General features: G+C 64.9%; 28 protein-coding genes. 17 read left to right on the top strand and 11 right to left on the bottom strand.

The genetic code is table 11. The annotated features are described in order from the left end of the window. Positions 1 to 122: 122 nt before the first annotated feature. A complete protein-coding gene (locus N7568_RS22050; RefSeq protein WP_261611894.1) occupies positions 123 to 1,028 on the top strand; it encodes a DUF6597 domain-containing transcriptional factor in 906 nt (301 codons plus the stop codon). Between the two features lie 76 nt (positions 1,029 to 1,104). Continuing rightward, entirely contained in the window at positions 1,105 to 1,500 is a 396-nt protein-coding gene (locus N7568_RS22045; protein ID WP_261611893.1) for a DUF1761 domain-containing protein, read from the top strand. A 19-nt stretch (positions 1,501 to 1,519) separates the two neighbouring features. On the opposite strand, the gene N7568_RS22040 is transcribed toward N7568_RS22045, so the two are convergent. After that, positions 1,520 to 2,260 carry a GAF and ANTAR domain-containing protein gene (locus N7568_RS22040; protein ID WP_261611892.1) on the bottom strand — a complete coding sequence of 247 codons (741 nt, stop codon included), beginning with the start codon at positions 2,258 to 2,260 and terminating at the stop codon, positions 1,520 to 1,522. Between the two features lie 133 nt (positions 2,261 to 2,393). Here N7568_RS22040 and N7568_RS22035 point away from each other — a divergent pair, with 133 nt between their 5' ends. Beyond that, positions 2,394 to 3,170, top strand: coding sequence for a sigma-70 family RNA polymerase sigma factor (locus N7568_RS22035; protein ID WP_261611891.1), 777 nt, complete (start codon positions 2,394 to 2,396; stop codon positions 3,168 to 3,170). A 42-nt stretch (positions 3,171 to 3,212) separates the two neighbouring features. Here the strand turns inward: N7568_RS22035 and N7568_RS22030 are convergent, their stop codons facing one another. Next, positions 3,213 to 4,175 (bottom strand): glycosyltransferase family 9 protein, encoded by a 963-nt coding sequence (locus N7568_RS22030; RefSeq protein ID WP_261611890.1) that lies wholly within the window; start codon positions 4,173 to 4,175, stop codon positions 3,213 to 3,215. An 86-nt stretch (positions 4,176 to 4,261) separates the two neighbouring features. Between N7568_RS22030 and N7568_RS22025 the strand changes: the two genes are divergently transcribed. From N7568_RS22025 to N7568_RS21995, 7 genes are read left to right on the top strand one after another with little or no spacing between them, the layout of a single operon-like run. Further along, positions 4,262 to 4,834, top strand: a complete 573-nt coding sequence (locus tag N7568_RS22025) for a D-glycero-alpha-D-manno-heptose-1,7-bisphosphate 7-phosphatase (protein WP_261611889.1) — start codon at positions 4,262 to 4,264, stop codon at positions 4,832 to 4,834. Then, positions 4,831 to 5,919, top strand: a complete 1,089-nt coding sequence (locus tag N7568_RS22020) for a glycosyltransferase family 9 protein (protein ID WP_261611888.1) — start codon at positions 4,831 to 4,833, stop codon at positions 5,917 to 5,919. Before N7568_RS22025 ends, N7568_RS22020 begins: the two co-directional genes overlap by 4 nt. Next, entirely contained in the window at positions 5,916 to 6,959 is a 1,044-nt protein-coding gene (locus tag N7568_RS22015) for a glycosyltransferase (RefSeq protein WP_261611887.1), read from the top strand. Before N7568_RS22020 ends, N7568_RS22015 begins: the two co-directional genes overlap by 4 nt. Before the next feature lie 50 nt (positions 6,960 to 7,009). Further along, on the top strand, positions 7,010 to 8,272 hold the full coding sequence (locus N7568_RS22010) for a glycosyltransferase (protein ID WP_261611886.1): 1,263 nt from the start codon (positions 7,010 to 7,012) through the stop codon (positions 8,270 to 8,272). A gap of 26 nt (positions 8,273 to 8,298) precedes the next feature. Next, positions 8,299 to 8,946 carry a D-sedoheptulose-7-phosphate isomerase gene (locus N7568_RS22005; RefSeq protein WP_261611966.1) on the top strand — a complete coding sequence of 216 codons (648 nt, stop codon included), beginning with the start codon at positions 8,299 to 8,301 and terminating at the stop codon, positions 8,944 to 8,946. After that, positions 8,943 to 10,337, top strand: coding sequence for a PfkB family carbohydrate kinase (locus N7568_RS22000; RefSeq protein WP_261611885.1), 1,395 nt, complete (start codon positions 8,943 to 8,945; stop codon positions 10,335 to 10,337). The genes N7568_RS22005 and N7568_RS22000 overlap by 4 nt, the downstream gene beginning before the upstream one ends. A 31-nt stretch (positions 10,338 to 10,368) precedes the next feature. Beyond that, complete coding sequence (locus N7568_RS21995) at positions 10,369 to 11,064, top strand: SDR family oxidoreductase (protein WP_261611884.1); 696 nt, start codon at positions 10,369 to 10,371, stop codon at positions 11,062 to 11,064. Here N7568_RS21995 and N7568_RS21990 read toward each other — a convergent pair. Then, positions 11,030 to 12,193 carry a glycosyltransferase family 9 protein gene (locus N7568_RS21990; protein WP_261611883.1) on the bottom strand — a complete coding sequence of 388 codons (1,164 nt, stop codon included), beginning with the start codon at positions 12,191 to 12,193 and terminating at the stop codon, positions 11,030 to 11,032. The genes N7568_RS21995 and N7568_RS21990 overlap by 35 nt on opposite strands. A gap of 112 nt (positions 12,194 to 12,305) precedes the next feature. On the opposite strand from N7568_RS21990, the gene rfaE2 reads away from it, so the two are divergent. Together rfaE2 and N7568_RS21980 are read left to right on the top strand one after the other, a co-directional pair. Beyond that, positions 12,306 to 13,859: a D-glycero-beta-D-manno-heptose 1-phosphate adenylyltransferase gene (rfaE2, locus tag N7568_RS21985; protein WP_261611882.1), complete on the top strand. Its 1,554-nt coding sequence runs from the start codon at positions 12,306 to 12,308 to the stop codon at positions 13,857 to 13,859. A gap of 10 nt (positions 13,860 to 13,869) precedes the next feature. Continuing rightward, positions 13,870 to 14,934, top strand: a complete 1,065-nt coding sequence (locus tag N7568_RS21980) for an NAD-dependent epimerase/dehydratase family protein (protein ID WP_261611881.1) — start codon at positions 13,870 to 13,872, stop codon at positions 14,932 to 14,934. Here the strand turns inward: N7568_RS21980 and N7568_RS21975 are convergent. Then, on the bottom strand, positions 14,909 to 15,991 hold the full coding sequence (locus N7568_RS21975) for an FUSC family protein (RefSeq protein ID WP_261611880.1): 1,083 nt from the start codon (positions 15,989 to 15,991) through the stop codon (positions 14,909 to 14,911). The genes N7568_RS21980 and N7568_RS21975 overlap by 26 nt on opposite strands. Positions 15,992 to 16,175: 184 nt before the next feature. Here N7568_RS21975 and N7568_RS21970 point away from each other — a divergent pair, with 184 nt between their 5' ends. From N7568_RS21970 to N7568_RS21960, 3 genes are read left to right on the top strand one after another with little or no spacing between them, the layout of a single operon-like run. After that, a complete protein-coding gene (locus N7568_RS21970) occupies positions 16,176 to 17,111 on the top strand; it encodes a hypothetical protein (protein ID WP_261611879.1) in 936 nt (311 codons plus the stop codon). Further along, on the top strand, positions 17,108 to 17,539 hold the full coding sequence (locus tag N7568_RS21965; protein ID WP_261611878.1) for a phage holin family protein: 432 nt from the start codon (positions 17,108 to 17,110) through the stop codon (positions 17,537 to 17,539). The genes N7568_RS21970 and N7568_RS21965 overlap by 4 nt, the downstream gene beginning before the upstream one ends. Next, positions 17,536 to 18,132 carry a DUF3618 domain-containing protein gene (locus tag N7568_RS21960; RefSeq protein ID WP_261611877.1) on the top strand — a complete coding sequence of 199 codons (597 nt, stop codon included), beginning with the start codon at positions 17,536 to 17,538 and terminating at the stop codon, positions 18,130 to 18,132. The genes N7568_RS21965 and N7568_RS21960 overlap by 4 nt, the downstream gene beginning before the upstream one ends. 81 nt (positions 18,133 to 18,213) lie before the next feature. Here the strand turns inward: N7568_RS21960 and N7568_RS21955 are convergent, their stop codons facing one another. The 7 genes from N7568_RS21955 to N7568_RS21925 form a co-directional block, all read right to left on the bottom strand. Beyond that, positions 18,214 to 18,702 (bottom strand): phage tail protein, encoded by a 489-nt coding sequence (locus N7568_RS21955; protein WP_261611876.1) that lies wholly within the window; start codon positions 18,700 to 18,702, stop codon positions 18,214 to 18,216. Positions 18,703 to 18,799: 97 nt separating this feature from the next. After that, a complete protein-coding gene (locus tag N7568_RS21950) occupies positions 18,800 to 19,399 on the bottom strand; it encodes a hypothetical protein (RefSeq protein ID WP_261611875.1) in 600 nt (199 codons plus the stop codon). Positions 19,400 to 19,470: 71 nt separating this feature from the next. Next, a complete protein-coding gene (locus tag N7568_RS21945) occupies positions 19,471 to 20,106 on the bottom strand; it encodes a hypothetical protein (protein ID WP_261611874.1) in 636 nt (211 codons plus the stop codon). Then, positions 20,093 to 20,728: a hypothetical protein gene (locus tag N7568_RS21940; protein WP_261611873.1), complete on the bottom strand. Its 636-nt coding sequence runs from the start codon at positions 20,726 to 20,728 to the stop codon at positions 20,093 to 20,095. Before N7568_RS21940 ends, N7568_RS21945 begins: the two co-directional genes overlap by 14 nt. A 46-nt stretch (positions 20,729 to 20,774) precedes the next feature. Continuing rightward, on the bottom strand, positions 20,775 to 21,551 hold the full coding sequence (locus tag N7568_RS21935; protein WP_261611872.1) for a hypothetical protein: 777 nt from the start codon (positions 21,549 to 21,551) through the stop codon (positions 20,775 to 20,777). Next, a complete protein-coding gene (locus tag N7568_RS21930; protein WP_261611871.1) occupies positions 21,548 to 22,528 on the bottom strand; it encodes a hypothetical protein in 981 nt (326 codons plus the stop codon). Before N7568_RS21930 ends, N7568_RS21935 begins: the two co-directional genes overlap by 4 nt. A gap of 212 nt (positions 22,529 to 22,740) precedes the next feature. Then, entirely contained in the window at positions 22,741 to 23,229 is a 489-nt protein-coding gene (locus N7568_RS21925) for an inorganic diphosphatase (RefSeq protein ID WP_024818962.1), read from the bottom strand. A 208-nt stretch (positions 23,230 to 23,437) separates the two neighbouring features. Between N7568_RS21925 and dacB the strand changes: the two genes are divergently transcribed. Together dacB and N7568_RS21915 are read left to right on the top strand one after the other, a co-directional pair. Further along, complete coding sequence (gene dacB / locus N7568_RS21920) at positions 23,438 to 24,886, top strand: D-alanyl-D-alanine carboxypeptidase/D-alanyl-D-alanine endopeptidase (RefSeq protein ID WP_261611870.1); 1,449 nt, start codon at positions 23,438 to 23,440, stop codon at positions 24,884 to 24,886. 61 nt (positions 24,887 to 24,947) lie between these two features. Beyond that, entirely contained in the window at positions 24,948 to 26,069 is a 1,122-nt protein-coding gene (locus tag N7568_RS21915) for a zinc-dependent metalloprotease (protein ID WP_261611869.1), read from the top strand. Positions 26,070 to 26,138: the final 69 nt, after the last annotated feature.

Genomic DNA, 26,138 nt, shown 5'->3' with positions numbered 1-26,138 from the left:
CTCGCCACGGACGGAGGCGCTGCTGTTGTGCCCGAACTCGCTCTTTTTTGTCACACTCACCGCTGAGAGACGGGGGGTCCCATAAGAGCGGGATCGGCGGTGGTGCTGCCTAGACTGGGGCTGTGTTCTACGAAGAGTGTCCGGCACCACCCGGGCTGCAGCCGTTTGTCACCCAGCTGTGGTTCGTCCGTGCGCAGCCGCAGGCGCGTTACGAGAAGATCCTCCCAGGGCCAGCGGCACACCTGATTCTTAACCTGTCGGACCCCTACCGCCTGATCAGCCCGCCCAACATCAGCCCGCCCAAAACCAGCCCGCCCAACATCAGCCCGCCCAAAACCAGCGCGCCCGTGAAGGCGGGCGACCGCCACCTCAACGCTACGGAAGTCTCCACCGGCTTCTACGCAGGGCTGCAACGCAGCTATGTCATCAGCGAGAACCCGGCGCAGCTCTTCAACGTTGGCGCCCGACTCACTCCCTATGGCCTTGCAGCGTTCACCAGCCAGCCGCCGTCGAGGTTTCAGAACCGGGTGGTGGATGCTGAAAGTATCTTCCCGGGCTTTTCGGAACTGCGCTCGCATCTGATGGACGCTGAACCGGAGCAGGCTTTCGCGTCCTTGGCAACGTTCCTGCTGAAGCACCTCAGGCCGGGTTACCCAGCAGACTCCAGGACAGTCAAAGCCGTTGAAACCCTCGCGGAAGAGGATGTCGAAATCAGCGTGCTGGCCGCTGAACTGGATATCAGTACGTCCACTCTTGAACGCATCATGATGCGGGATTGCGGAACCACGGCCAAGGCGTATTCGGATGTGTGCCGTTTCAACAGGATCGTGAACCAGGCGGCGGCCCTCCCCAAAGGTTCAGTGCCTGGCCGTGAACTCCTGCACTTGGCCGATTACTACGATCAGCCGCACCTCATCAGGTCGTTCCGGCGGTTCAGTGGTTTCACGCCGTCGGAGTACCTTCGGGTGGTGCAGAACTACGGAGCGGAATACGCCACGTTTGTCCCACTGGAGGACATAGCCGGTTAGCCTGCGGGGTTTTTACAAGACCTCGGGTCCGCCCGGGCGTACTGTCCATTCAGGGACTGCTCAGGAGGGGACACCGATGGACGTTCAGATTAATTGGCTCGCTGTCTTGTTGGCTGCTGTGGCTACGTTCGTGGTGGGCGGGCTTTGGTATTCGCTGTTGTTCGCTAAGCCGTGGCAAAAGGCAGCCGGGGTGAGCGATGAGCAGTTGAAGTCCGGAACGGCGCGCGTCTTTGTGGGCTCGTTTTTTCTTGCCCTGGTGATGGCGATTTTCCTGGCAGCCTTCATTGGCCGTGGTGGTTTGGCATTCGGGACCTTCGCCGGGCTGGCTGCCGGCGTGGGTTGGGTGGCAACCGCCCTGGGCGTCAACTACCTGTTCGAGCGCCGCAGCCTGACACTGTTTGCGATCAACGGCAGCTACAACGTGGTCACTTTCACGGCGATGGGCGCAATTATCGGCGCGATGCAGGGCTAACACCACCGCAATAAGCGGCCTACTTGAACACTGTCTGGATGGGGCCCCCGCCGGCAGATTCAACAATGGCCTGGGCGACCACTCGGAGCTTGACGTTCCGGTTGCTGGAAGCCTTCTTGATGAGTTCCATCGCCTCCTCCTGGGTGCAGCGGTTCTGCGCGATGATGATGCCCGTGGCAACGTCGATCACGGTCCGCGACTCCATGGCTGCCCGCAAGTTGGCGGCGGTTTGGCTGTGTTGTGCAATCAGTACGGCCAGCTGAAGCCCTTTGGAGGCCTGCCCCACATAGTCGTTGGCGCGTTGCACGGCTGCTTGGTCAAAGGCGTTGGGGCGGTCGGAGTACAGGTTGAGGCCTGCCATGGAGGTGTTGTCCGGAAGCGGAAAGGGAACCGCCAGTACGGAACGGAGTCCGTGGCCGGTGATGGCCTCGTTGTAGTCGGGCCACGTGTTGTCTTTTTCAAAGTCGGGGATGTGGACCTGGGTGCCCTCACGACAAGCGTGGAGGCAGGGCCCGTCGGCATACGCGTACTGAACCTCGTCCAGTTGCCTGGCCCGTTCGCTGCTGCTGGCCACAGTGCCGGCTGTGCGGTGGCGCATCAGCGTAATTCCGCAGTAGACCTCAGCCTCAGGGCTGCTGAACATGCTGGCCGAGTGCCGGGCCAACTCCTCCAGGAACGCTTCGACATCAGGCGTGCTGAGCAGCAGGTCTTGAATATCCGCGACCACTGTAGTCGTTTCGGCGAGTTGTGGGTCTTCCATGTAGATCTCCGATCCGTGGATTTGACTACCTTTCGAGCCTAACCCCGTTGAAAGCTAATAGTAAGTGTGCTTCTCTTTTTAAGGAGTCTTGCCGTGGGCTCATCCCTAACCAGCAGGTCCGAGGATTGAGCCCATGCGACACATCCCACCCTTTGACGACCCAACCCGTCCGCCCGCCGCAGCGCCGGAAGGTTCCATTCGCCAGAGTTTTCAGGACAGCCTGATCCTTGACCACCTCAATTTGGCCAAGTCGATTGCCGCAAGATATTCCGCCCACACGCATGACCTGGACGACGTCAGGCAAGTTGCCTACATGGGCCTCATTAAGGCTTCACGCGGCTTTGACGAGTCCAAAGGCGTCAGCTTCCCCGCCTACGCCGCGCCCACGATCGCCGGTGAGGTCAAGCGGTACCTCCGCGACCATTGCTGGGTTGTCCGCCCGCCACGCACCATCCAGGACGTCCGCCGCCAAGTGCTGGCGCGGACGGAAGAACTGACTCAAACCCTGCAGCGGACCCCATCGCCGGAGGAAGTTGCCGAGGATCTGCGCCTGGAGCCTTGCCAGGTGCGTGAAGCACTGATGGCCGGTACCAGCAAGCGCCCGGATTCCCTGGATGCTCCTGCGTCCGAGGGGCGTGACGGCCTGCAAGGTTCCCTTTCCGCTTTCGGCTGCCCGACGGATCGGCTGGAGGACGTGCTGGCCCTGCGCAACGCCATCCGCGAACTGAGTGCTGAGGACCGTCACCTGCTCTACCGGCGCTATTACCGCGAGGAGACGCAGTCCACTATCGCGGAAGCGCTGGGGATGTCGCAGATGCAGGTGTCGCGCAAGCTGTCCAAAATCCTCGTCTCGCTCCAAACGCAGCTGCTGGACGAAGAAGCCCGGTTACGGGACGGGACGGCCCCCTAGACGCCAAGGATTACAACCCGGGTTACCACCGGAAGAGGGTCCTTAGCAGCCCAGCCGCTCCACGGCCTCCACAACGTCGCGGACACTGACGGCCATCAGCGCGGGGTCAGGATCGCTGGAGAACACATCACCGCGGCGGAGTTCGACGGCGGTGAGCACCACGTGCGGGCCCGGCGGCGGACCCCATTCTTCGACCGGAGCAGGGCCGAACAGCACTACGGACGGACGCTCATACGCGGACGCCAAATGTGCGGCGCCGGTGTCCGCGGAGACCACCAGCCGGGCTTCGGCAACTGTTGCCGCGAATTCGGCGAGGCCCTGCCTCCCAGCCAGCAACCCGTCGTCGAGGTTTGCTCCTTTGAGCCTCGCCAAGGCGGCGGTCTCCTCAGCCCGCCCACGCTCAGATGAACTACCAGTGAGAACAATGTGGTGCCCCGCAGCAGTGAGTTCGACTGCAACATCAGCGAACCGCTCCACAGGCCAGAGCCTGCTGCCGTACGCGGCACCCACATGGATAACAGTGGCGCCGGGACGTGGCGAAGGAACGGCCGGTCGGTTCAACCGGTAGTCGAGCGGATCGGCGTCGATGCCGTGCCAGTTGAGCAGGCGGGTCCAGCGCTCGCGTTCAGGCAAGCCCGTGACCCACGGCGGCCCACTGACCCCTGGGCCCGCATGCGCAACCACGCGCCTGGCCTGCAATTCGCCTATCCGCAAGCGGCTCTCAGGCCCGTTTCCGTGCAGGTTCACCGCAATATCCACGGCACCACGGGGGACGGTCAGGGGATGGTCGAGACCGGGCGTGGGCAGGTGGTGGATGTCGCCTACCAAGTCCAAGGCCTCGGCTACCCAAGCCGGCGCGGCATACAGGATCCGGTGTTCCGGAAAGGCCCGGCGCAAGCCGCGGAGGGCCGGAACTGCCACCAGGAGGTCGCCGAGTTTCAGGGCGCGCAGGGCAAGCAGCAGGGGTTGATCGTTGCTCTCGTCTCTGTCCAAAGCCGTGTTCATGGTGGCCTCCCGCTAGGAGTCTAGCGGCATGAAACTTCTCACTGCCGCACTGTTTAGCGCGCAGGGAACTGGGGAACGTTGCGGGTATGGGAGGAACCGGAACGTTGAAGGCGGTCCTGTTTGACCGCGATGGAACGCTCGTCGTTGACGTGCCATACAACGGCGACCCGCAGCTGGTGCGGCCCATGGACGGCGCCCTGCCGGCCCTCGAAAAGGTACGCCGGGCAGGGTTGGCCACTGGTGTCGTCAGCAACCAGTCAGGTGTGTCACGTGGGTTCCTGACCCTGGATCAGGTGCACCAAGTCAACCAGCATGTAGAGCAGATGCTGGGGCCCTTCGACGTGTGGGAGATCTGTCCGCACGGACCGGAAGAGGGATGCAGCTGCCGGAAACCCGCCCCCGGAATGATTCTGGGAGCGTGCCGCACACTTGGCATCGAACCGTCCGAGGCCGCGTACGTCGGCGATATAGGAGCGGACATGGAAGCGGCCGCGGCTGCCGGTGCGCGTGCGGTGCTGGTGCCAACGCCCATGACACGTCAGGAAGAAATAGATGCTGCCGCCGTGGTGGCCCAGGACCTGCGCCATGCAGTGGAATTCCTCCTGAACGAAGACACGGCGCCACCCGCGGACCCAGCACGGCAGGACGCCCCTGTATGAGCCGCGTCCTGGTGGCCCGGTTGGACAGCATGGGCGATGTCCTCCTTTCAGGACCTGCCCTGCGTGCCGTGGCGAACGGAAGCCGGGCCGATGGCAGCCGCCCGAACGACGTCGTCCTGCTCTGCGGTCCCGAAGGATCAAGCGCCGCGGAAATGCTGCCCGGCGTCACCCAGGTGCATACGTGGGAGTGCCCGTGGATCGTCAACCCGGCACCACCCGTGACGGAAGAAATGGCCAACGGGCTGATCGACTTTGTGCGCAGCTCCCGGATCGACGAGGCCGTTATCCTGACGTCCTTCCACCAATCTCCGCTCCCGCTCGCGCTGCTCCTGCGCCTTGCGGGAGTCCGGAAGATCACCGGCGCTTCCACGGACTACGCTGGTTCGCTCCTCGACGTCCGGCTCAAACCGGGCGAGGACTTTTCCGACGACCAACCGGAGGCCGTCCGCGCGCTTGCCATTGCCGATGCCGCAGGCCACGTCCTGCCGAACGGTGACGATGGAAAACTGCGCATCACACCCGCTCCGGACCCGGGGGTTGTGGCGGCCGGTCTGGCGGAAGACGGCCCGTACATCGTGGTTCACCCCGGGGCCTCAGCACCGGCCAGGGCGTGGCCCGCGCTGCACAATGCCGCCACGGTGGAATTGCTCGAAGCGTACGGGCACCGGGTGGTGGTCACTGGCGGACCGGGCGAAACGTCGCTCACGGCAACGGTGGCAGGGCCTTCGGCAAGGAACCTCGGCGGGGAAACAAACCTTCGGACGCTGGCAGCGGTACTGGCGGGTGCCGCCGTCGTGGTTACCGGGAATACAGGTCCGGCCCATCTTGCGGCAGCGGTGGGTACGCCGGTGGTGTGCCTGTTCGCCCCCGTGGTTCCGGCCATCCGATGGGCACCATATGGCGTCCCGCTGGAACTGCTGGGTGACCAGGAAGCGGCCTGCAAAAACAGCCGCTCCCGGGTTTGCCCGGTCCCAGGACACCCCTGTCTGAGCTCGGTGACCCCGGAGCAGGTTGTCGAGGCAGTTGAAAGGCTCCTGGGAGGCGTGTCGTCCCTTTCCACACGACGGAAGGTCTGGAAGCCATGAGGATCCTGGTCTGGCATGTCCACGGTGGCTGGATGGAGGCATTCGTCCGCGGTCAGCATGAATACCTGCTTCCAAGATCGTCCGACGGCGGCGCCTGGGGTTTGGGGCGGGGCGGCCGTGAATGGCCACTCGCCGCGCGGGAAGTGGATATGGGGACCCTTGACCCCGGCAGTGTGGACGTGGTGGTCCTGCAACGTCCCGAGGAAATCGCGGCCGTTGCCGGTACATTGGGCCGCCGCCCCGGAGTCGACCTCCCGGCCGTCTACCTGGAGCACAACACCCCCAAGGGCGACGTCCCGTTTTCCCTGCATCCATTGGCGGACCAAAGCAACATCCCGGTGGTCCACGTGACCCACTTCAATCAGCTGTTCTGGGACACGGGCACGGCAACAACCACGGTGATAGAGCACGGCATCCCTGACCCCGGGCCCCTGTATACCGGTGAACGGGAAGAGATGGGCGTGGTGGTCAATGAACCCGTCAGGCGCGGCCGCGTCACGGGAACGGATCTCCTGCCCGGATTCGCGGCGGTGGCACCACTGCGGGTATTCGGCATGGGAACGGAAACCTTGCCCGAAGCCCTCAATCTCAAAGGTTTGGGGCTGAGCGAAGAACAGCTCCGCGTCAGCGGCGACGTGCCTGCGCCGAAACTCCATCAGGAGCTGGCCCGATGCCGCCTCTACCTGCATCCCCTCCGCTGGACGTCGTTGGGTTTGGCCCTGCTGGAAGCCATGCACCTCGGCATGCCCGTCCTTGCCCTGGCCACCACTGAGGCGAGCCGCGCCATTCCGCACGGTGCAGGCTTGGTCTCCAACGACGTCGGCGACCTCCAAAGGTTTGCCCGGCGCCTCCTGGGCGATCCCGACGATGCCTATGCCATGGGGATCATTGCCCGTGAGGCCGCACTGCAGCGTTACGGGCTCGGCAAGTTTCTTAGGGCCTGGGACGAACTCCTGGCCGACCTCCCCAAGCGCATCCAGGGAGGAAGCAGTCCGCAACCCGGTTCAGGTTCCGTCAGCCGTGACCCAGATCAGTCGTGACACAGATCGGCCGTGACCCAGATCAGCCATGACACAGAGAGGACGCATCCATGAAAATCTCCATGGTCTCCGAACACGCCAGTCCGCTGGCTGCTTTGGGAGGCGTTGACGCCGGAGGGCAGAACGTCCACGTTGCGGCGCTGTCCTCCAGCCTGGCCGGCCGCGGCCACCAGGTCACCGTCTACACGCGGCGTGACGACCCGGACCTTCCCGCAAAGGTGCTGGTTGGACCGGGACTCACCGTGGTTCACGTCGACGCCGGCCCTGCCCGCCATATCCCCAAGGACGGGTTGCTGCCGTTCATGGGCGAACTGGCAGACGGGATCTGCGCGGACTGGGCAGGCCAGCTCCCGGACCTGATCCATGCGCATTTCTGGATGTCCGGACTCGCCGCGATCCAGGCTTCCAGACGCGCAGGCTCAGCCCTTCCCGTGCCCGTGGTGCAGACCTTCCACGCGCTGGGATCCGTCAAACGCCGCCACCAGGGTGCCGCGGATACCAGCCCACCGGCCAGGGAATGGCTGGAACCCTGGGTGGGCAGAACGGCTGACTGGGTCATCGCCACCTGCCCGGACGAGGTCTTCGAACTCAAGGCCCTGGGCATCAGCCGATCCAAGATTTCCATTGCGCCCTGCGGAGTGGACCTCACGTTGTTCCCCGGAACGTCCGACGCCGACCCCAAACCGCGCACGCATCGCATCCTCAGCGTGGGGAGGCTCGTGCAACGTAAGGGCGTGGACCTGGTCATCCAGGCGCTGCCGCTCCTCGCGGAGGCGGGCTTCGAGGACGTCGAACTCTTGATCGTTGGTGGCTCCGGCGACGCCCTGACGCTCGAGGAAGACCCGGAAGCGCAGCGGCTCCATGCCTTGGCGAAGGAACTTGGCGTTGAGGACAAAGTGACCATGCGCGGCCAGGTTCCACGGGACGCGATGCCCGGTATCTTCCGCAGTGCCGATGCCGTGGTTTGCGCACCCTGGTACGAGCCGTTCGGCATTGTGCCGCTGGAAGCCATGGCGTGTGGCGTGCCTGTGGTGGCGGCCGCCGTGGGCGGACTCCGGGAGACGGTAGTGGATCAGAAGACAGGGCTGCATGTGCCACCGCGTGACCCGGAAGCGCTCGCCGAGGCTTTGGAAAAGGTGCTGGGGGACCCGGACCTGCGTGCCGATATGGGCCGAGCCGGCGCTCGTCGCGCACGGTCCCGCTACTCCTGGGAACGGGTCGCCTCCGACACTGAGAAGGCCTACCGATCCGTCATGGCCGCGGGCGTCCAAGCCGGCGAAGACCTGGAACCACTGGAAGGAGCGGCACTGTGACTCCCGAAACCACCGTCCCGGACACCTTGCCTGTGCGCTGGACCCCGGACGTAGGCGACCCTACCCACAACGCCGAGGTCACCACTCACCTGGACAACGTCCTGCCCGCCCTGGAATCACTGCGCTCGCAGTCCGGACGCCTATCCGAGTGGGGAACCGAACTGGCCACCCGGCTGCTGTCCGGGCAACGCCTGCTGGCGGCCGGCAACGGCGGCTCGGCTGCTGAGGCGCAGCACCTGACGGCCGAGCTCGTGGGCAGGTTCGATGAAGAACGTGCACCGTTCTCCGCGATCTCCCTTCATGCGGAGACCTCCGCCGTCACGGCACTGTCAAACGATTACGGCTACGAGGAAGTCTTCGCGCGCCAAGTCAGGGCCCATGGCCGTGCCGGCGACGTCCTCATTCTTCTCTCCACCAGCGGCCGGAGCCCCAACCTGCTCAACGCCGCGCGGGCAGCACGGGAACGCGGCATCGCCACGTGGGCGTTGACCGGCCCTGGCCCCAATCCCCTCGCCGGCGCCTGCGATCAAGCCATCACCGTGGACGCCATCGCCGCCAACGCCCAGGAGGGCCATCTCATTGCGGTCCATGCCGTCTGCAGGGCCTTCGACGCCGAAGTTGCCAAGCGGGCCCGCTCATACGGTTCGGGCTCCTTTGGCGCGGGCCAACCATGAGAATCACGGTGGTGGGGGACGTCCTCCTCGACGTGGACATCAACGGGTCCGCCACGCGCCTCAGCCCCGACGCGCCGGTTCCGGTGGTCGACGTCGCGGACATCCGGCGTCGGGCAGGTGGGGCGGGACTCGTGGCGACCGTCCTCGCGCAGGACGGCCACAGCGTTTCGCTGGTCACGGCAGTATCGGACGACGACGGCGCAAGCCACCTCCGGCGGGCACTGTCCGGTGTGTCGGTTCTCGCCGGCGCCCCACTTGCCCCGACGCCCACCAAGACGCGGGTGCGGATTGGAACACATCCGGTGGTCCGGTTCGATGAGGGATGCGCCCCGCCTCCTGTTCCGCACTGTACGGCAGGGATGCTGGCAGCCATCGGTTCGGCGGAGGCCATTGTGGTTGCCGACTACGGCCGGGGAATCACTGCCAATACCGACATCCGTGCCGCGCTCGCTGAAGCCGTGCGCCGCGTCCCGGTGGTGTGGGATCCGCATCCTGCCGGTTCCGTGCCCGTGACTGGAGTCGGGGTCGTGACGCCCAATCGTGCGGAGGCGCTGGCAGCGGCGAAGGCGGGTGGGTTGGATGTGTCCCGCAAAGCAGCCGAAAGGGCCGGCCAATACCTGCTGGAGAAGTGGAAGAGCAACGCCGTGCTGGTGACGATGGGCGAAGGCGGCGCCCTCCTGCTGTCGGGGGATCACGGGGTTCAGGACATCCCCGCCCCCAAAACCAACGTCAGCGATCCCTGCGGCGCCGGTGACCGCCTGGCCGGTAGCCTTGCCGTGCATCTGGGGCTCGGGCTGGACCTCCCGCAGGCCGCCGCCAGGGCTGTGGAGGATGCGTCCGCGTTCCTCGCCGCGGGAGGAGCTGCAGCATTGGCTGAGGCACCCAAGGTGAGTCCCGTCGTCGGGCTTAAAGGGCTTGGGTTCGTGAGCCTCCAAACGGTGGACGGCCTCCAACTGGCCAGTGCCATCCGCGCCAACGGCGGGACAGTGGTGGCCACCGGCGGCTGCTTCGACCTCCTCCACGCCGGTCACGTCCGGACGTTGGAGGCCGCCCGCAGCATGGGCGACTGCCTTATTGTCTGCGTGAACTCCGATGAATCCGTGCGTCGGCTGAAGGGCCCGCACCGGCCAATCGTCAGTGTGGAAGACCGGTCCGAACTGCTGCTTGCGCTCGAGTGCGTTGACGCCGTGGTGGTTTTCGGCGAGGACACCCCGGAGGCCTGCCTGGCCGAAGTCCGGCCCGATATCTGGGTCAAGGGCGGCGACTACATCCCTGAAGAACTGCCGGAAGCCCGCCTGGTTGCGGGGTGGGGAGGACGTTGCGTCACAGTGCCCTTCCATCCGGCGCGCTCCACCAGCGGCCTGGCTGCAGCACTGGCCAAAGTCGGCTGACATTTAGCAAGGACCAACCGAAAGGAACCGCATGAAAACGCAAACACCTGGCCGCGTCATCATCACAGGAGGCGGCTCCGGACTTGGTGCCGCGATCGTAGAGGCCATCCGGGATGCCGGTGGCACGCCCTTCGTCTTCGACCGCGACGTCAGCAACGTCTCCGGTGCCAAAGCACTGGAGGTGGACGTTTCCGACCGGGAAGCCGTGGAGGCAGCCGTTAAGGAGGCCGCCGACAGCTTGGGCGGGCTGGATGGAGTGGTGACTGCGGCAGGCATTGATCGCTGCGGCAAGCTGGGCGATGTCCCCGCTGAGGAGTGGGAAAAGGTCATCGGCGTGAACCTCCTGGGCACCGTGTCCGTTGTCCGGGCTGCTCTGCCGTATCTCAAGGAATCCCGCGGCCGCGCCATCACCATCGCCTCCACCCTGGGCCTGCGGGCACTGCCGGATGCCACGGCTTACTGCGCCTCCAAGTTCGGTGTCATCGGCTTCAGCCGGGCGCTCGCGGCGGAGACCGGGGGAGTCATCGGCGTGACCACCATCATCCCGGGCGGCATGAAGACCCACTTCTTCGACGACCGTGACGAACAGTACAAGCCGCAGGACGATTCCAAGCTCAACGATCCCGCCAACGTGGCGCAGGCAGTGGTGTTCGCCCTCTCCCAGCCGTTCGGAAGCGAGGTCCGCGAACTCCTTATTTGCCCCGCAGAAGAAGGCTCGTGGCCGTAAGGTCCAGCACGTCCTGAACAACGTCGGCCACGGCGATGCCCTGGATGAGGGTGTCGTCGTGGCCGCAGTGCGGTTCTGTCCATCCCACTTGGGTGACATCCGCCCCGCATCGCGGACACCGGGTTACCCAGGACATATGGACGCGGTGCAAGCCCCTGCCCCTCGGCCCCGCATTGAACGCGTTGCCAACCCAGAAGATGCCTACCGTCGGAGTCCCCACGGCCTGGGCCAGGTGCCGTGGACCGCTGTCGCTGGCCAGCATGACGGTGGCCTCCTCCAGAAGTGCGGCCACATCTCCGATGTGGAGTTCCCCGGCCACGGAGCGCACGGCGGGCCGGTCTGCTTCGGACAGTTGCCGGACCGCCAAAGCCGCTACTTCCTGCGCCAAGGCCTCCTCCGATCGGTCGCCAACGATCAACACCTGCGCGCCTTCCCGCGTCAGCGCCGCCACTGCTGCAGCGAAGTACGACGCCGGCCATCGCCGCCGCGGATCGGTGGCACCCGGGTGGACCACCACCAACGATCTCCGCTGACCGTCCCTCAGTCCCACGATGTTCCGGCGGTGTTCCCGTCCCGGACGCAAAGGTGGTGTTAGGGCCGGTGGCGCACCGGCGAGGCCAACGACTTCCAGCCAACGATCCGGCTCGTTCTGGTAGTACACGTAGTCCAGGTTGCGCTCCAAAGGCTCCGCATCCTTGGTACGCGTCCCCACAGTGTGCTTTGCGGCGAGGCGGAGCAGGAACGGGTTGGAGAACCGGCCGCCGCCATGCATCTGCAAACCGAGATCGAACTCCTTCGCCCGCATGGATTCGACGATGGCCTCCCGCGCGGCCACGTCGTCCTCGCGCCCGCCGTTGTGGGAACCGTCGCGGACGCCCGGCGTCGGTGGCAGGAGTTCGACGTCGTCAACCGGCCCGTCCACTGCGGCCACCACCGCGGCGTGGATGGGGGTGCCCAGAAGCGTGATGGTGGCCCCGGGGTACGCGTGCTTCAGGGCATGGAGGGCAGGGTAGGTGTAGATCAGATCGCCCAGTCCGCCGCCCCTGAGTACCACAATCCGCTTGACGTCGTTGAACTTCTCCAGCACGGGTCCGATGCCGGGCTTCGGGCTTGCCGGCGGATTCTCCATGGGTGCTTCCTTTCGTCCAAGACGCGGAAAACTGCGCCGCGCGGCGTGTGAAGAACGTTCCGCGGGGTACCTGAGGGGAACAGGAAACTGTCGCCCAACCGGAAGGTACCCCATGGCACGCCTATCCAATCAGGAGGGCCTGGCTGACTGGTTGCCGGGCCGCTTGGCCGAGGAACGCCCTGTTGTGACGGTCATCGGCGATTCCATCCTGGACGGCTGGTGGGATGGAACCATTGAGCGCTTCTGCCGCGAAGCCCCAGCCCCGGTAGTCCAGGTCCGGCGCCGTGATTTCGCTCCGGGAGGCGCTGCCAACACGGCGATGAACCTCGCTGCAATGGGGGCCGAGGTTCGTTTCGTTTCCCTGGTCGGAGAGGATTCGGCGGGCAGCACGCTCCTTGAACATCTCCAGTCCGGAGGGGTGGATGTGTCGGGCGTGGTGTCGCAGGCCGGGATGATCACCACTACCAAGTTCCGCGTCAGCAGCGGGGGACAAGTCATGCTGCGCCTTGACGACGCAGCCACCGAGCTACCTCCCACGGGCCTCGAAAGGATGGCCGCCGGCGTTCCCGCAGCGATTCACGGGTCGGCAGCCGTGGTGCTGTGCGACTACGGAGCCGGCGCGTTGGAAGGTCCGGTGCGCAACACCATCCTCGAGCATTTGGGTCCCCGGAATGACGGCGCAGATCCGCTGAAGTCCAGTGATGCCCGGAAGGGCACCCTGGTGGTGGTAGACGCGCACTATCCCGGACGCTGGGCTGAACTCAAACCTGATCTGGCCACGCCGAATGCGCAGGAAGCCGCGGGTCTGCTGGCCATGGGGTTTCCCGGGGGCGCCGCCCGATGCCCGTTCGTGGAAGCCCACGCAGACCAGCTGCTTCGCGCCTCAGGTGCGGCTGCCGTGGTGGTGACCCTGGACCGTGAGGGAACCTTGGCGATCCGACGTAACGCTGACTCCCTCCAAGCGGTTACCCACAGAACCTGGGCCCGTCCCGAAGCGGAGAAGCAGGCCTCCGGTGCCGGCGATACTTTTGTGGCCGCCCTTACCCTTGCACGAAGTGTTGGCCTGCCGTTGACCACCAGCGTTGACTTGGCCCAAGCGGCAGCGGATGTGGTGGTCCACCGGCCCGGCACGTCGGTCTGCACCACCGAGGAACTGGCAAAGCATCTCCGCGGTTTTGCGGATACAGCCGTAACGGCCACCGAGTTGGCCGAGCATGTCGAAGAACATCGTCGGGAGGGCAGGAGGATCGTCCTGACCAACGGATGCTTCGATGTCCTGCACCGCGGCCACACCCGGTACCTCAACCAGGCCAAGCAACTGGGCGACGTCCTGGTGGTGGCCTTGAACAGTGATTCTTCGGTTCGGCAGCTCAAAGGACCGGAGCGGCCGGTGAACCACGAGGCTGATCGTGCGGCGGTGATTGCTGCCCTGAGCTGCGTGGACCATGTCACCGTTTTTGATACGCCCACGCCCATCCCCCTCATCGAACTCCTGCGTCCGGACGTCTATGCCAAGGGCGGCGACTACACGCCGGAGATGCTCCAGGAAACCGAGGCCGTAGAGCGTTATGGCGGCACAGTGGCCATCCTGGATTACGTGCCTGAACACTCCACGAGTGCGGTGCTGGAACGCATCCGCTCCACGGGCAAGACTCCGGAAATTTAGGGAGAATTCGATGCGAATCGTCGTCACAGGCGCCACCGGCCATGTGGGTACCGAAGTCTTGAAACGGCTTCAGGCGGCCCGGTCCGGGGAAGGCGCTGACCTGGAGCTCGTAGGCGTCGTCCGTCGCGAACCGGATCAGGACGCTGCGCCGTACCACGGTGTGGAATGGCACGCCGTGGATATCGGCGCCCGCGAGGACCAACCAGCTTTGGAGGAGGCCATGGCCGGAGCGGACGCAGTGGTGCATCTGGCCTGGCTCATCCAGCCCAACCATAACCGCGAGCTGCTTCGCAGGACCAACGTCGCAGGGACGGCCCATGTGCTGGCCGCCGCCCGGAAAGCCGGAGTAGGGCACATTGTGTGCGCGTCTTCCGTGGGAGCCTACGCGCCGGCACCGAAGGACCAGCGGACCAAGGAGGGGTGGCCTGCAGCTGGGATCCACACGTCCCACTACAGTGCTGATAAGGCCGCCCAGGAGCGGATCCTGGACAGCTTCGCGAAGGAGAATCCGGACATCGTGGTGGCACGTCTTCGTCCTGCACTGACGTTCAGTGCGGGGGCCGGCAGCGAGGTTGGACGATACTTTCTGGGCCGGTTCTTACCCCGTTTGGTTCCCCGCAGGCCGTGGCTGCCGCTGCTGGCCCTTCCCAATGAATTGGTGTTCCAGGCCGTGCACGCAGCCGATGTCGCGGACGCCTATTGGCGGGCACTGGAGCGAAAGGCGGAAGGTGCCTTTAACATCGCCGCTGAGCCCGTGATCGACCCCAACGCCTTGGCGTGGATTTTCAACGCCCGGCGGTTGCTGCCGTTTCCGCTTCCGGTGCTTCGCGCCGTCGTCGAGGTCAGTTGGCGCCTCCGACTGCAGGTGACGGACGGCGGGTGGGTGGACATGGCTGCCAATTCGCCCATCATGGACACGTCCCGGGCACATCGCCTCCTGGGCTGGTCGCCACAGCATTCATCACTGGAATCACTGGCGGAAATGCTGGACGGGATCGGCGCAGGAAAGGGCCGGAAAACATCGCCGCCGCTCCAACCGCGCCAACCCCTTATTCGGACGTCAACACCACGGTAAGGATCCGGCGGAGGCTCATGGCGACGGATGCCGGTGCGTTGACAGGTGATTGATGGGCGGCGGCCTCGGCCACAGCATCACTGAGGGCCGAGATGCTGTCCTTCGCTGCAGCAAGGCGGCTGGCGAGCTCGCCGGACTCGGCGTCCCGCCAGTGGTCGATCACGGCCGCCGCGGCTTCCAAGGAATCAGCCAGGTTTCCCACTACTGAGTCGGGGATGACCGTCCCTGCACCTTCTTCCCAGATGGCGCTGGCAAGGACATCGGTGATGTCCTGGACATGGAATGTGAGGCGTTCCAGAGTCCGCAGGCCGCTGAGGTCGCCGGGGAGCCGGGTTGCCCGACGGCGGGACCTGGGGTTCGCTTTGGCGCTCAGTTCTGCCTGGTGCACGGCAGTCCGAACGGCCGCGGCGGTGAGCGAGAGATCGTCGCTTCGGGTGGCCCAGGCCTCGTGGTTGGGTGGCCACGACTCCTGCATTGCCTTCGCCATGTCCTTGAGCTGCCGGGACAAAGCTCCCTGGTGGCCGGCGATGGCGGGGTCAATGTCGTCAAGGTGCAGGGGTGGAAACACGAGCCAGTTCACGGCGAAGCCAACAGCAACCCCCAACCCCATCTGGAGCACGTAGGCGAAGGAGAAACCTTCGGCGTTGGAGTCGCCCAGCACCAGCACGAACAATGCCGCCATGGGAATCCATTCGGACGCAGTTCCCAGCCGTGGAAGACCGCCAATGAGAACGCCGAGTCCCACCACCAGGGCAACAGCAAAGGCGGTGGGCGCGGCGACCGTTGTGATGGCGAAGGCCATGCCGATACCCAGCACCAACCCTGCCAGGCTTTGGAGGCCATGCTTGGCGGAGTCCGCCACGGTGGGATGCATGCTCACCAAGGCGCCCAGCGGGGCATAGTACGGATACGCGGCGGCGGGGCCTGGCATGAAAGGTGCGAGGTACCAGGCGAGCCCGGCTGCAACGGCTGTTTTGGCCGCGAAGAGGAGGCGGTGGCGTGTAACGGTTTTTCGAAGCGCGGGGATCAGCCGCCGCCTGCTTGGCAGTTGGCTCATCAAGCCCACGTTCGCAGGTATGGCGTCACCTGTCGAGCCGAAAGTGTTGAACGTGAGCGAAGCATCAATTTCCTCTGTGGTTGTGATTGGAACCGCCGCAAGCGGGTACACACCTTTTGATAGTAACGATACTTACTATCCCGGCTGCTGTCCGCAGCCTGCCAACTGTGGAAAGAGAGCGATAATGACTGAGAGCAAATCGCCGCAGGACGGAAGCTTCGCGGCGCCAACCACCGGTGCCCATGCAGGCACCGAACCGTTCACGGGAAATTACTTGGACTCGGCCGATGTCGGGGCCCAGACTGCAGGAACCACTGGCATCAGCGGAACCCCCACAGGTTCGGGAACCGGTTCCGCCGGTTCCGGCAAGGTGGATACGGCCAAGGAGGAGGCCGCAGGCGTGGCCAGTGCCGTAGGTGACGCCGCTGGAGGGGTCGTAGACACCGCCAAGACCGAAGCCGGGCATGTGGCCCACGAGGTCAAGGTGAATGCCCGCCAACTGCTCACGCAGACCAAGGGTGAGCTGACCGATCAGGCCCAAGCACAGCAGCAGCGTGTTGCCGAAGGACTGCGGTCCATTTCCGACGAACTCTCCACCATGGCCAACTCAAGTGAAAACGGTGGCGTGGCTACGGACCTGGTCCAGCAGGCGGCCCAGCGTTCCTCCTCCGTTGCCCAGTGGTTGGAAGGCCGGGATCCCGGCTCGCTGCTGGATGAAGTCAAGGGCTTCGCGCGCCGCAAGCCCGGGACTTTCCTGCTGCTGGCTGCCGGTGCCGGTGTCCTCGCAGGACGTCTCGGCCGGGGAATGGCCGGCAACGCCTCCGATTCGGCGTCCGCGAGCGGCACTCCAGCAACCACCACTGAGACGCCTCGCGCCGTTTATTACCCGTCGCAGGGCGGCGCGGTGACTCCTCCGGCAGTGGACCTGCCCGGGCCGACGGCTACCACCGCCGGATACGGTTCAGCCACCACTACCGGATACGACGCCGGCACGACTGGCGGCTTCGACGGATCCACGCTCCCTTACCCGGAGGCGGACGCCGGCGGAGTAAAGGCCCAGGGCGATCCTCTCGCCGGACAGCTGGATCCCGATGACCCACAGTACGGAGGACCCCGATGAGCAGTCCCGCCGACCTGCCTCCCACGGAAGCCCACGTAAAGGCGGAGACTCTTCCCCTTGGTGAGCTCCTGGGCGACCTGACGCGCGACGTTTCCACGTTGATGCGCCAGGAAGTGGAGCTGGCCAAGGCGGAACTGAAGGAGTCCGCCACCAAGGCCGGCAAGGGTGCGGGGATGCTGGGCGGAGCTGCATACGCCGGCCACATCACCGTGCTGTTCCTGTCCATCGCCCTTTGGTGGGCGTTGGGTCAGCTTGTTGGCCTGGGATGGTCAGCCCTAATTGTCGCGGTCATCTGGGGCATCGTTGCAGCAGTTTTGGCTGCCAAGGGCCGCAAGGAACTTAACGCCATCAAGGGCATGCCCCAGACCGCTGAGACGGTCAAAAAAATACCACCCGCTTTGAAACCGAACACTGAGGAGACACGATGACGCAGAACCCCGACGCCCTGCGCGCCGATATCGAAGAAACTCGCCGGCGGCTCAGTACCAACGTTGATGCCGTGGCTGACAAAGTGACCCCGTCGCACATCGTCAATCGCAGGGTGGACAAGATCAAGACCGCTGTGTTCGGCGCCCGCGACGACGTCAGTGATGCTGCAGGCAACGCTGCGCACCGGGCCGGGGGCGCTGTCTCCGACGTAGCCAGCAACGTATCCGGCGCCGTCTCTGACCTGGGTGACGCGCCGCAGGCAATCACCCGGAAGGCCCAGGGCAGCCCGATCGCCGCCGGCCTGATCGCGTTCGGCGCCGGCTTGCTGGTGTCCTCGCTGTTCCCGGCGTCGGAGAAGGAGCGCGAAGCTGCCCAGGCTGTCAAGGAAGCAGCCCAGCCGCTGACTGATGAGCTGAGCCACGCGGCCCAGGAAGTCGCCGAGCACCTGCGCGAGCCTGCCCAGGACGCCATGCAGAACGTTAAGGACAGCGCCACGGAAGCCGCCGCCAACGTCAAGGACGAGGGCCAGGCAGCCGCAGCTGATGTCCAGGACCGCGCCGGCACAGCCAAGGACAACATCAGTAACCAGTAAGGTGCCCCGCTGACCCAACTGAGTCGCAGAAGATGCCGTTTTGAGCCCTAAAGAAATGGCGTTAACTGCGACTCGGTTGGGTTAACCCTGCGGTTGGGTGGGAGCCGGCGGGTACTCGCCCTTGATCACGAAATAGGAACCACGGATAACGCCCGCAAGTTTCGATTTCTGCCGGGCGAACTTGAACTTTGCTTCCAACTCGGCGGGGATGTCCATCCCATCGGCCAGCTTGAATCCCACGGCCCTTTTCCCGTCCTCGAGGCTGTACATCACGTTGATGGACAGCCCTGATTCGTAGAACACGTAAGCCATGTGCAGGTCCTCAACCTGGAAGGCAGTGGCTTCCAGGGGACGGGATTCAATGACAATGTCGCGTTCTTCCCGGAGGATGCGGCTCACCCGCTCCACCACTGCCGGAACCTCTTGTGCGGGGCTCACGGTGAAAACGTGCTTGTACTTGTTGCGGAAGTACCGGGCTTCGTTGGCGCGCAATCCTGCGGCAGCCTCGGCCACAGGCGACGATTCCAAACCGACTGTAGAGACATTCTCGAAGTCAACGGTGTACGGCATAGGTCCTCCTGGTCAGGCACGGTAGACGCGGCTGGACGCGGTCAGACGTGGTGGGACCCATGCTAACGCGGCCATGGCCCTGCCGGTGCTGAACCCCTCAGCGCACTTCCAGGATCAGCTGCAGAAGCCGGGCTGCGGCCGGCCGGGCGGCGTGTTCCTCGGACCACTGGGCACGGGCCAGGGTCTTGCTGACCGCCTGGGTGGTGATGCCCAGCTCCTGGGCCACGGCCTTTTGCTGGCCGCGGACGCCGGGCGTGAGCAGGTCCAATACCCGCCATTCCGCGGCGCTGCGGTGTTGCACGATGTGTCCAAGGAGCCGCAGCACAGCCTCGGCTTCTGAAGCCAGCGCGGTTAGTGGCCCATCCACGGCCACGGGGATGCGCTCTTTGCCGTTGCGCAGCCTGTCGACGGCCCGGCGCGCGTACACCAGGCCGTGGCCCGACGCGTCCTTCACCAGGTTGGGCAGCGGCTCATTGATGGGTCCTACGCCGATTCCTACGTACCACTGGCTGGACCGCAGGGCGATTAACGCAGTCTCCACGGCCTGGTGGCCCGATTCGACGATTCCCTGCACTTCATCCTCAACCGAGCGGTCAAAGTCGAGCCGCGCAGGAATGTGCCGCAGGTCCTTGAGCAGCTGCGGCACAAGGTCGCCGTCGCGGCGGCTGTCGCGTTGGTTGATGGTGAGAGTGAACATAGTGGATCACATGCTACCGGCTGGTAGACGGTCTGCAAGGGCACATTTTGCCCATTGTTCAGTCAAGCTGGTCAGTCGAGCGCCATTCGCCCGGTAAGTACGACGGCGGGCAGCGCACCTGCCGCTGCCCGTGCGGCGCCGGGTATTCCTGCATCATTCATGGCCCCGTGGATGGCGAGGACCAATGGGGCGGGATCCTGGTTCGAGGCGAAGACCCAGAAGGTGCCGCGGGCCTGGAAAACCACGGCATTCCGGCCGCCGTCGCCCAGCGAAACCTTCTGGCGTGCAACCAGGCGGCGGTCCGGATCAGTTCCGTCGGCTGTGGTCACGGCTTTGATGGTCGCAGGCGCGATGTCCCTCCATGGAATCACCAAGAGGGTCTGTTTCTGCGAGTACTTGGCCACGATCCCGAGATCGAAAACCAGCAGTTTCCGGAAGCTTCCCAGAAAGGTCATTGACCATAGCACCAGGCCGGTGACGGTACTGGCGGTGATGAACAGGACTGGATCGTTGAAGTGCCCGGCTTCCCGCGTGGAGCGGATGGGGCTGACGAACTCGGCGATGGTTCCAAAGATGAATCCCACCGCCAAGCAGGGGATCAGGACCTTCCAGAAGATACGCCGTGAAGACGCTACATGGCGGAGCTTCCCCAACTCGGGCCCAAGCTTGCGCTCAACGCGGCGAACAAGCCAGTTACGGCCGTGCATCCGGGCGGCGGCCGTAGAGGTTGGGCAGGCTCGCCTGCTCGGACGCGGCGGCCTGTTCAGCAGCAACAGCCTTGGGGTCCGGAACGGGCTGCTGGCCCCGGGCCACGCCGGATCGACGATCAACAGCGGCAAACTTGGGGTCCCAGGTATCGCCGCCCCCGCCGCTGAGGGCTGAGGCAATGACCATGACCACGAAGAACGGGAAGAAGGACCAGCAGATGGCACGCCAGCCGCCCAACCAGGCTCCCGCCGTCGTGCCGTTCTTGATCCGTACGGAGCGCATGCCCGCAGCCGCGTCACCCACGCTGCCCGCCGTCCCCCAGATCATCCCGTAGGCGAACAGTCCAACGAACCACAGGACAATGTAGAGAGTCAGCCAGAAACCGTCTTTGTATCCCAGCAGGGATCCGTTGGTCATCATCGACTCACGCACCACTGCGGCGATCGCAGCCAGGATGACGTAGCCCACCAGGAACACCACCGCGTCCAGGACGCGACCCCAGAAGTGGGCGCTTCCCGACGCCTTGACGAAGTACGCGCCGGTGTCGGTGTGGCGGCGAACAGCGCGTCCGGTGACTGGGTCGACCAAACCGGTGGAGGTTGTGGATTTAGGAGTGCTCATGAGTGGCTTTCAGCTCGACGGCGGTAGGCGGCTTGGGTGCGGAACGTCAGGCCAGGCCGGCCAGTCCGCCCAGAACGCGCGCCAGGGATGCCGCGGAAGTCTCCTGCAGCTCGAACGAAACCGATTCGCCCGCCACCTGTGGGGTCAGGACGTGGACACCGGACGGGCCGGTGTACACGGTGACCGTGGGGAAATCATTAGTGTCGGAGTTGAACGCCACCACATTGCTCGCGGCCTGGGTATCGGCCAGCGCAGTGGAGGCGTGTTCCTCGAACTGGGCCTCCGTGTAGAGGGCAGGATCGGTGTCCTTGGCAGCAGCCTTTTCAGGATCGACGAAAGCGGCCAGGCGCGGGACCAGCTGATCGCGGGTGACCACGGTGAATCCGTGCAGGCCGCCCTCGTCCACTTCCTCCAAAAGAACACCTTCATCGTGAAGGTAGCCGTAGAGCCAGCGCTTGCCCGTGGAGACGGTGCGCTCCACCGAGACAACGCTGCTGCCACTGCGGCGCAAAGTGAGCGCTCCAGTGATTTCTTCGGTGGCGTGCAGGCGGGAGGGTTCGGTTTCGCCTTCGAAGACAACCGGGTACACGAGTTCTTTGGCCAGCAGTCCGCGCAAGGCGATGGCGCACATCAGTTCCTTGCTGGCATCCTGGGCGGTGAACCAAGGCAGGGCCACCAGCTGCTCGTGCTGGACACCGTCCAGGGCCACAACTTCTTCGTCGGTCAACGTGGGCAGGGCTGCTCCAGTGGCGCTGGCTGAAGCCAGGACCTTGGCCGCGGCCTCGATGTCCCGCTGGGTCCATTTCATGGTGCTGGTGGTCATCCGAATATCCCTCCGACAAAGTTTCCGACTGACTTGGCGGCGTCACTGACCCCGTCTGCCACCTTACTGCCTACATCCTTGGCGAAGCCCGCCACTTCCTTGGCGCCGTCCGCAATGTAACTGCCTGGGTTCCGCGCGAAGTTGCTGATGGAATCCCAGTTGTCGGCCACGAGGTTGCCCAGGGCCCACGCGCCGGCAACAAGGCCCGCGCCAATGACGATCGGGGCGCCAATCGGCCCCAGAAGGGCCGCGCCACCTGCGGTCATCAGCATGATGCTGCCAACGCCACCAACCACAGACAGTCCGCCTGCAACGCGGTCGCCGGTACCGCGCCAGCCCTCATGCTCCGGGTTGATCATGTCGCTGATGCCGCCCACGATGTTCAGCGGAGCTGCCACCGCTCCGGCGATGCGGAGGCCCTTGGAGAACTTGCTGGCATCCTGGAATGCCTGGCTGTAAGGGATGTTGGCTTTGAGGTCGGTGATGACATCGGTGACCTTCTCGCCGTTTCGCAGCGCGGTCAACGCATCGCGCACCACCGTTCCGCCGGCACGCCAGTTCGTGAGTACCTCGCGTGTCTTGACCCATTCCGCGTGGCCGAGCTTGCCGTATTTATAGGCAGTCCAGAGCTGCGCGCCGAGTTCTTTGACGCCCATTCCGGTGTCGTAAACATCCTTCAGGACGCCCACGGAAGTCCCCGAGCCGTCGTTGTGGCTGGCGAATTCCTGCTGGTTGGCGTGCTTCTTCAACTGGCTCGCGTTTTCGCGCAGCATGTTGGCCGCCTTGACCAGGCTCTGCCGGTGCTGTGAATTCCAATCGCCCTTGAACACAGTGGCATCCCTGCCCTGCCACGCCGTCGTCGAATTAATGGCGTTGGACAGTTGCGAGCTCTCCAGATTGATGGCATCGGCAGCCTTGCCCATCACGCCGGCCAGACTGCGAAGCTGCGCGATGTCTGCGCCGTAGAACCCAGCCATGTGGAACCCCCTGTGTACAAGCGTCGAAAAGTCTCGTCCCAGCCTAGGCGGACCTGCAAGCTGCCGCGATGGGGAGACATGCCCATGTGCACAAAATCAGGACGTTAAAGTACGACGGCGGCTGGTGCGGTTCGCAGTGAACCGTACCAGCCGCCGTCGGGCGTCAGGCGCAAGGCGCGCGACGCAAAAGCGCCACGCGAACAGCAAAAGCCTTAGTGTGCTGCCGGAACGTAGCGCTTGATGGAAGCTTCCAGCTCGGCTTCGGCAGCGGCGCGGTCGCCCCAGCCTTCAGCCTTGACCCACTTGCCGGGCTCCAGGTCCTTGTAGCGCGTGAAGAAGTGCTCGATTTCCTTGATCAGGAATTCGCTGACGTCGCTGACTTCCTGGATGTGGTCGAAGCGGGCGTCAACGGGGACGCAGAGGACCTTGGCATCTCCGCCGCCGTCGTCGGTCATGTTGAAAACGCCGATGGGGCGGGATTCAACGATGACGCCCGGGTGGAGGTCGAAGTCCTGCAGGAGCACCAGTGCGTCCAGCGGGTCGCCGTCTTCGCCCAGGGTGTTCTCGAAGAAACCGTAGTGCGTGGGGTACTGCATGGAGGTGAACAGGACGCGGTCCAGGCGGACACGGCCGGTTTCGTGGTCAACTTCGTACTTGACGCGCGATCCCTTGGGGATCTCGATGGTCACGTCGTGCTTCATGGAATGCTCCTTGACGGGTGTGGGTGGGGCGTCGCTCCGCCGAAGCGGCCGTCACGGGTGACGGTGCCTCAGGCAGGCTGCTCAGCCCGGGGCTGGCGGCAGGCAAAAGTACAGCCGGTGCCGCCGACTACTATTGAGGATATAGCGAGAGGCCCGGGTTTCTTGAACCGGCGGGGACATTTCAGGACTGACAGGACCAAGCAACTGCATGAAGGGCGTTAAAAACGGGGATGCCCGCTCGGGGTTGTCCGCGGCGTGGGGGCGCTTGAAATGGCCAGTGCTGTTGGCCGCCGTTCTGCTGTGCCTTGGTGCCGTGGTGGTGGTCGGTATGGTGCCGGGCCTGCTGAGCGTGCCCAAGCCTTCACCCTCCAGTCCCGCGTGGCAGCAAGAGCCTGACCGGTTGTCCGACGCCAGCGCTGTGCTTCCCTTGGACGCCGATGCCCCCATACCCGTGCCAGCCGAGGTCACGCGGCTCCTCGACGCCACGCTGAAACCTGCCGGCGCAGGCAACATCACCGGCGTCGTCATGGACGCCTCCACCGGCCAGGTCCTCTTTGACCGCGATGCCAACGCCAACCGCATTCCGGCGTCGAACATGAAGCTGCTGACCGCCGCCGCCGCCCTCAAGGCCCTCGGACCCGAGTCGCGCTTCACCACCCGAGTGCTTGCTTCCGATAACCCCTCCACAGTGGTGCTGACTGGTGGAGGGGACGTGCTTCTGGGTGCCGGCGTTTCCGATCCCGGTGCAGTCATGGGCCGTGCAGGGTTGGCTTCCCTGGCTGCGGACACCGCGGCCTCCTTGACTGAAGCTGGAATCAAAGGGCCGATTACCGTTCAGGTGGACGACTCACTGTTCGCGGGTGCGCCACTCAACCCCGCATGGAGCCTGGATGACGTCGCCGCCGGGGAGACGGCACCACTGTTCTCCCTCGCGTTGAACTCCGGCCGCTACGCTCCGGACGTCTTGACGGGCCCGCGGCCCCAGGAGTCCGCCGTCACCACCGCCCAGGCGTTCGCGGAGCAGTTGGCGGCTGCCGGCGTCACGGTCAGTCCCGGCGTCGAACGCGGCAAAGGCCTCCCCGCCAAGGTGTTGGCCGCTGCCGGGTCGGCCACGGTCAGCGACCAGGTTGACCTCATGCTGGAGTCCTCGGACAACTTCCTCGCCGAGGCGCTGGGACGGATGACCGCCTTGGCTTCCGGTCAAAAGGCCACGTACGACGGCGCCACTGCGGCCGTGCGGCAAAGGCTCGGGGAGTTGGGAATCGCCACGGATTCGATGCAGTTGGCCGACGTTTCGGGCCTCGCACTGGAGAACCAGGTCAGCGCCCGCCAGTTTGCCGATGTAGTCCGGGCGATCACCAGCGGACCGGACCTCGCTCTGCGCACCGCGCTGGACGGGTTCCCGGTGGCCGGGCTCACCGGCACCCTGGACGACAGGTATGTGGACGCCTCTACCGCGGAGGGCGCCGGGTTGGTCCGGGCCAAGACGGGAACGCTTAATACGGTGATCGCTTTGAGCGGTTACGTGGTGGACGCTGACGGACGTTTGCTGGTGTTCTCGTTCATCGGCAACGGCCTGGATCCGGGTGCCGCCGGGAACAAGGCGGCGATGGACCGCTCGGCGTCGGTGTTGGCCTCGTGCGGTTGCCGGGGCTGAATGCTCCGCGTGGAGCGAACTTAAGGGTTCACTGTCGGTTACGTGTGGTGTGATGGACCGTATGGTGTCATCTGCCCAAGATTCGTCAGCAGGGGCCCAGTCCCTGATCAACTGGGACCTGGCCGCCTCTACGGCTGCCCGGCTTGCCCCTCCCGGCCCTGAGCTCAGCGCCGGGGAGATTGGCAAGGCGGTGGAGAACCTGCGCTTCAACGCAGACATCTCCGTCCCGCACGTTCATGACATCACTGGGCTGGATGCCGCGCGGGACCTGCGCGATTCGCACGTCCTTGTAGTGGACCGGGCCTCCTGGTCGAAGGCCAACACGCAGAGTTTCTCGGTGATGCTCCAGCCCGCGCTGAAGAAGATGCTGGAAAGCCGTAGCGGTGTGGGAATGACCCCGGCTGCGGCTGCTGCCAGTGGCGCCATCACCGGCACCCAGCTTGGCGCGGTACTGGCGTTCCTGTCCAGCAAGGTCCTGGGCCAGTACGATCCTTTTGCTGCCCTGGCGCCTGACTCCAACGTTCCGCCGGGCGGCCGGCTACTGCTCGTGGCGCCGAACATCATCTCCGTGGAACGCGAACTCAATGTCCACCCGGACGACTTCCGGCTCTGGGTCTGCCTGCACGAACAAACCCACCGCGTGCAGTTCGCTGCCGCACCGTGGCTCCGGCACCACATGCTGGACGAAATCGAGAAGCTCAGCGGCAACCTCCTGGGCAACATGGACTCCTTGGTGGAACGTGCCGGCGCGGTGGCAAAGTCGCTGCGGGACCGCACTCCCTCTGAGAAGGCGCCGGGTCGCGGCGCCATCCTGGATCTCCTGCAGAACCCCGAGGAGAAAGCGTCGCTCTCCCACATCACGGCCGTCATGAGCCTCCTCGAAGGGCACGCAAACGTGGTGATGGATGCCGTTGATTCCAGCATCGTTCCGTCAGTGAAGACCATCCGCCAGCGCTTCAACGAGCGCGGCAAGGACCGCGGTGTGGTGGAGAAGTTCATCCGCAACCTCCTGGGCCTCGACGCCAAGATGCGCCAGTACACCGATGGCGCCAAATTCGTCCGCGAAGTGGTTGCCGTAGCAGGCATGGAGGGTTTCAACAGGGTCTGGGAATCCGCCGAATACCTCCCCACCGAAGAAGAGATCCACAACTCCAAGCTGTGGCTTGAGCGGATGGGGCTTTGAGCGTTCCTTTCGATTCCATTGCTGGTTCCGCCGGTAAGGGTCGACGCCGGCCGGGCCGTTTGGCGCCGG

This window comes from Paenarthrobacter aurescens, assembly GCF_025421775.1.
In the GTDB taxonomy this organism is placed as follows: Bacteria; Actinomycetota; Actinomycetes; order Actinomycetales; family Micrococcaceae; genus Arthrobacter; species Arthrobacter aurescens_B.
This window is presented reverse-complemented; position numbering and strand designations above follow the sequence as displayed.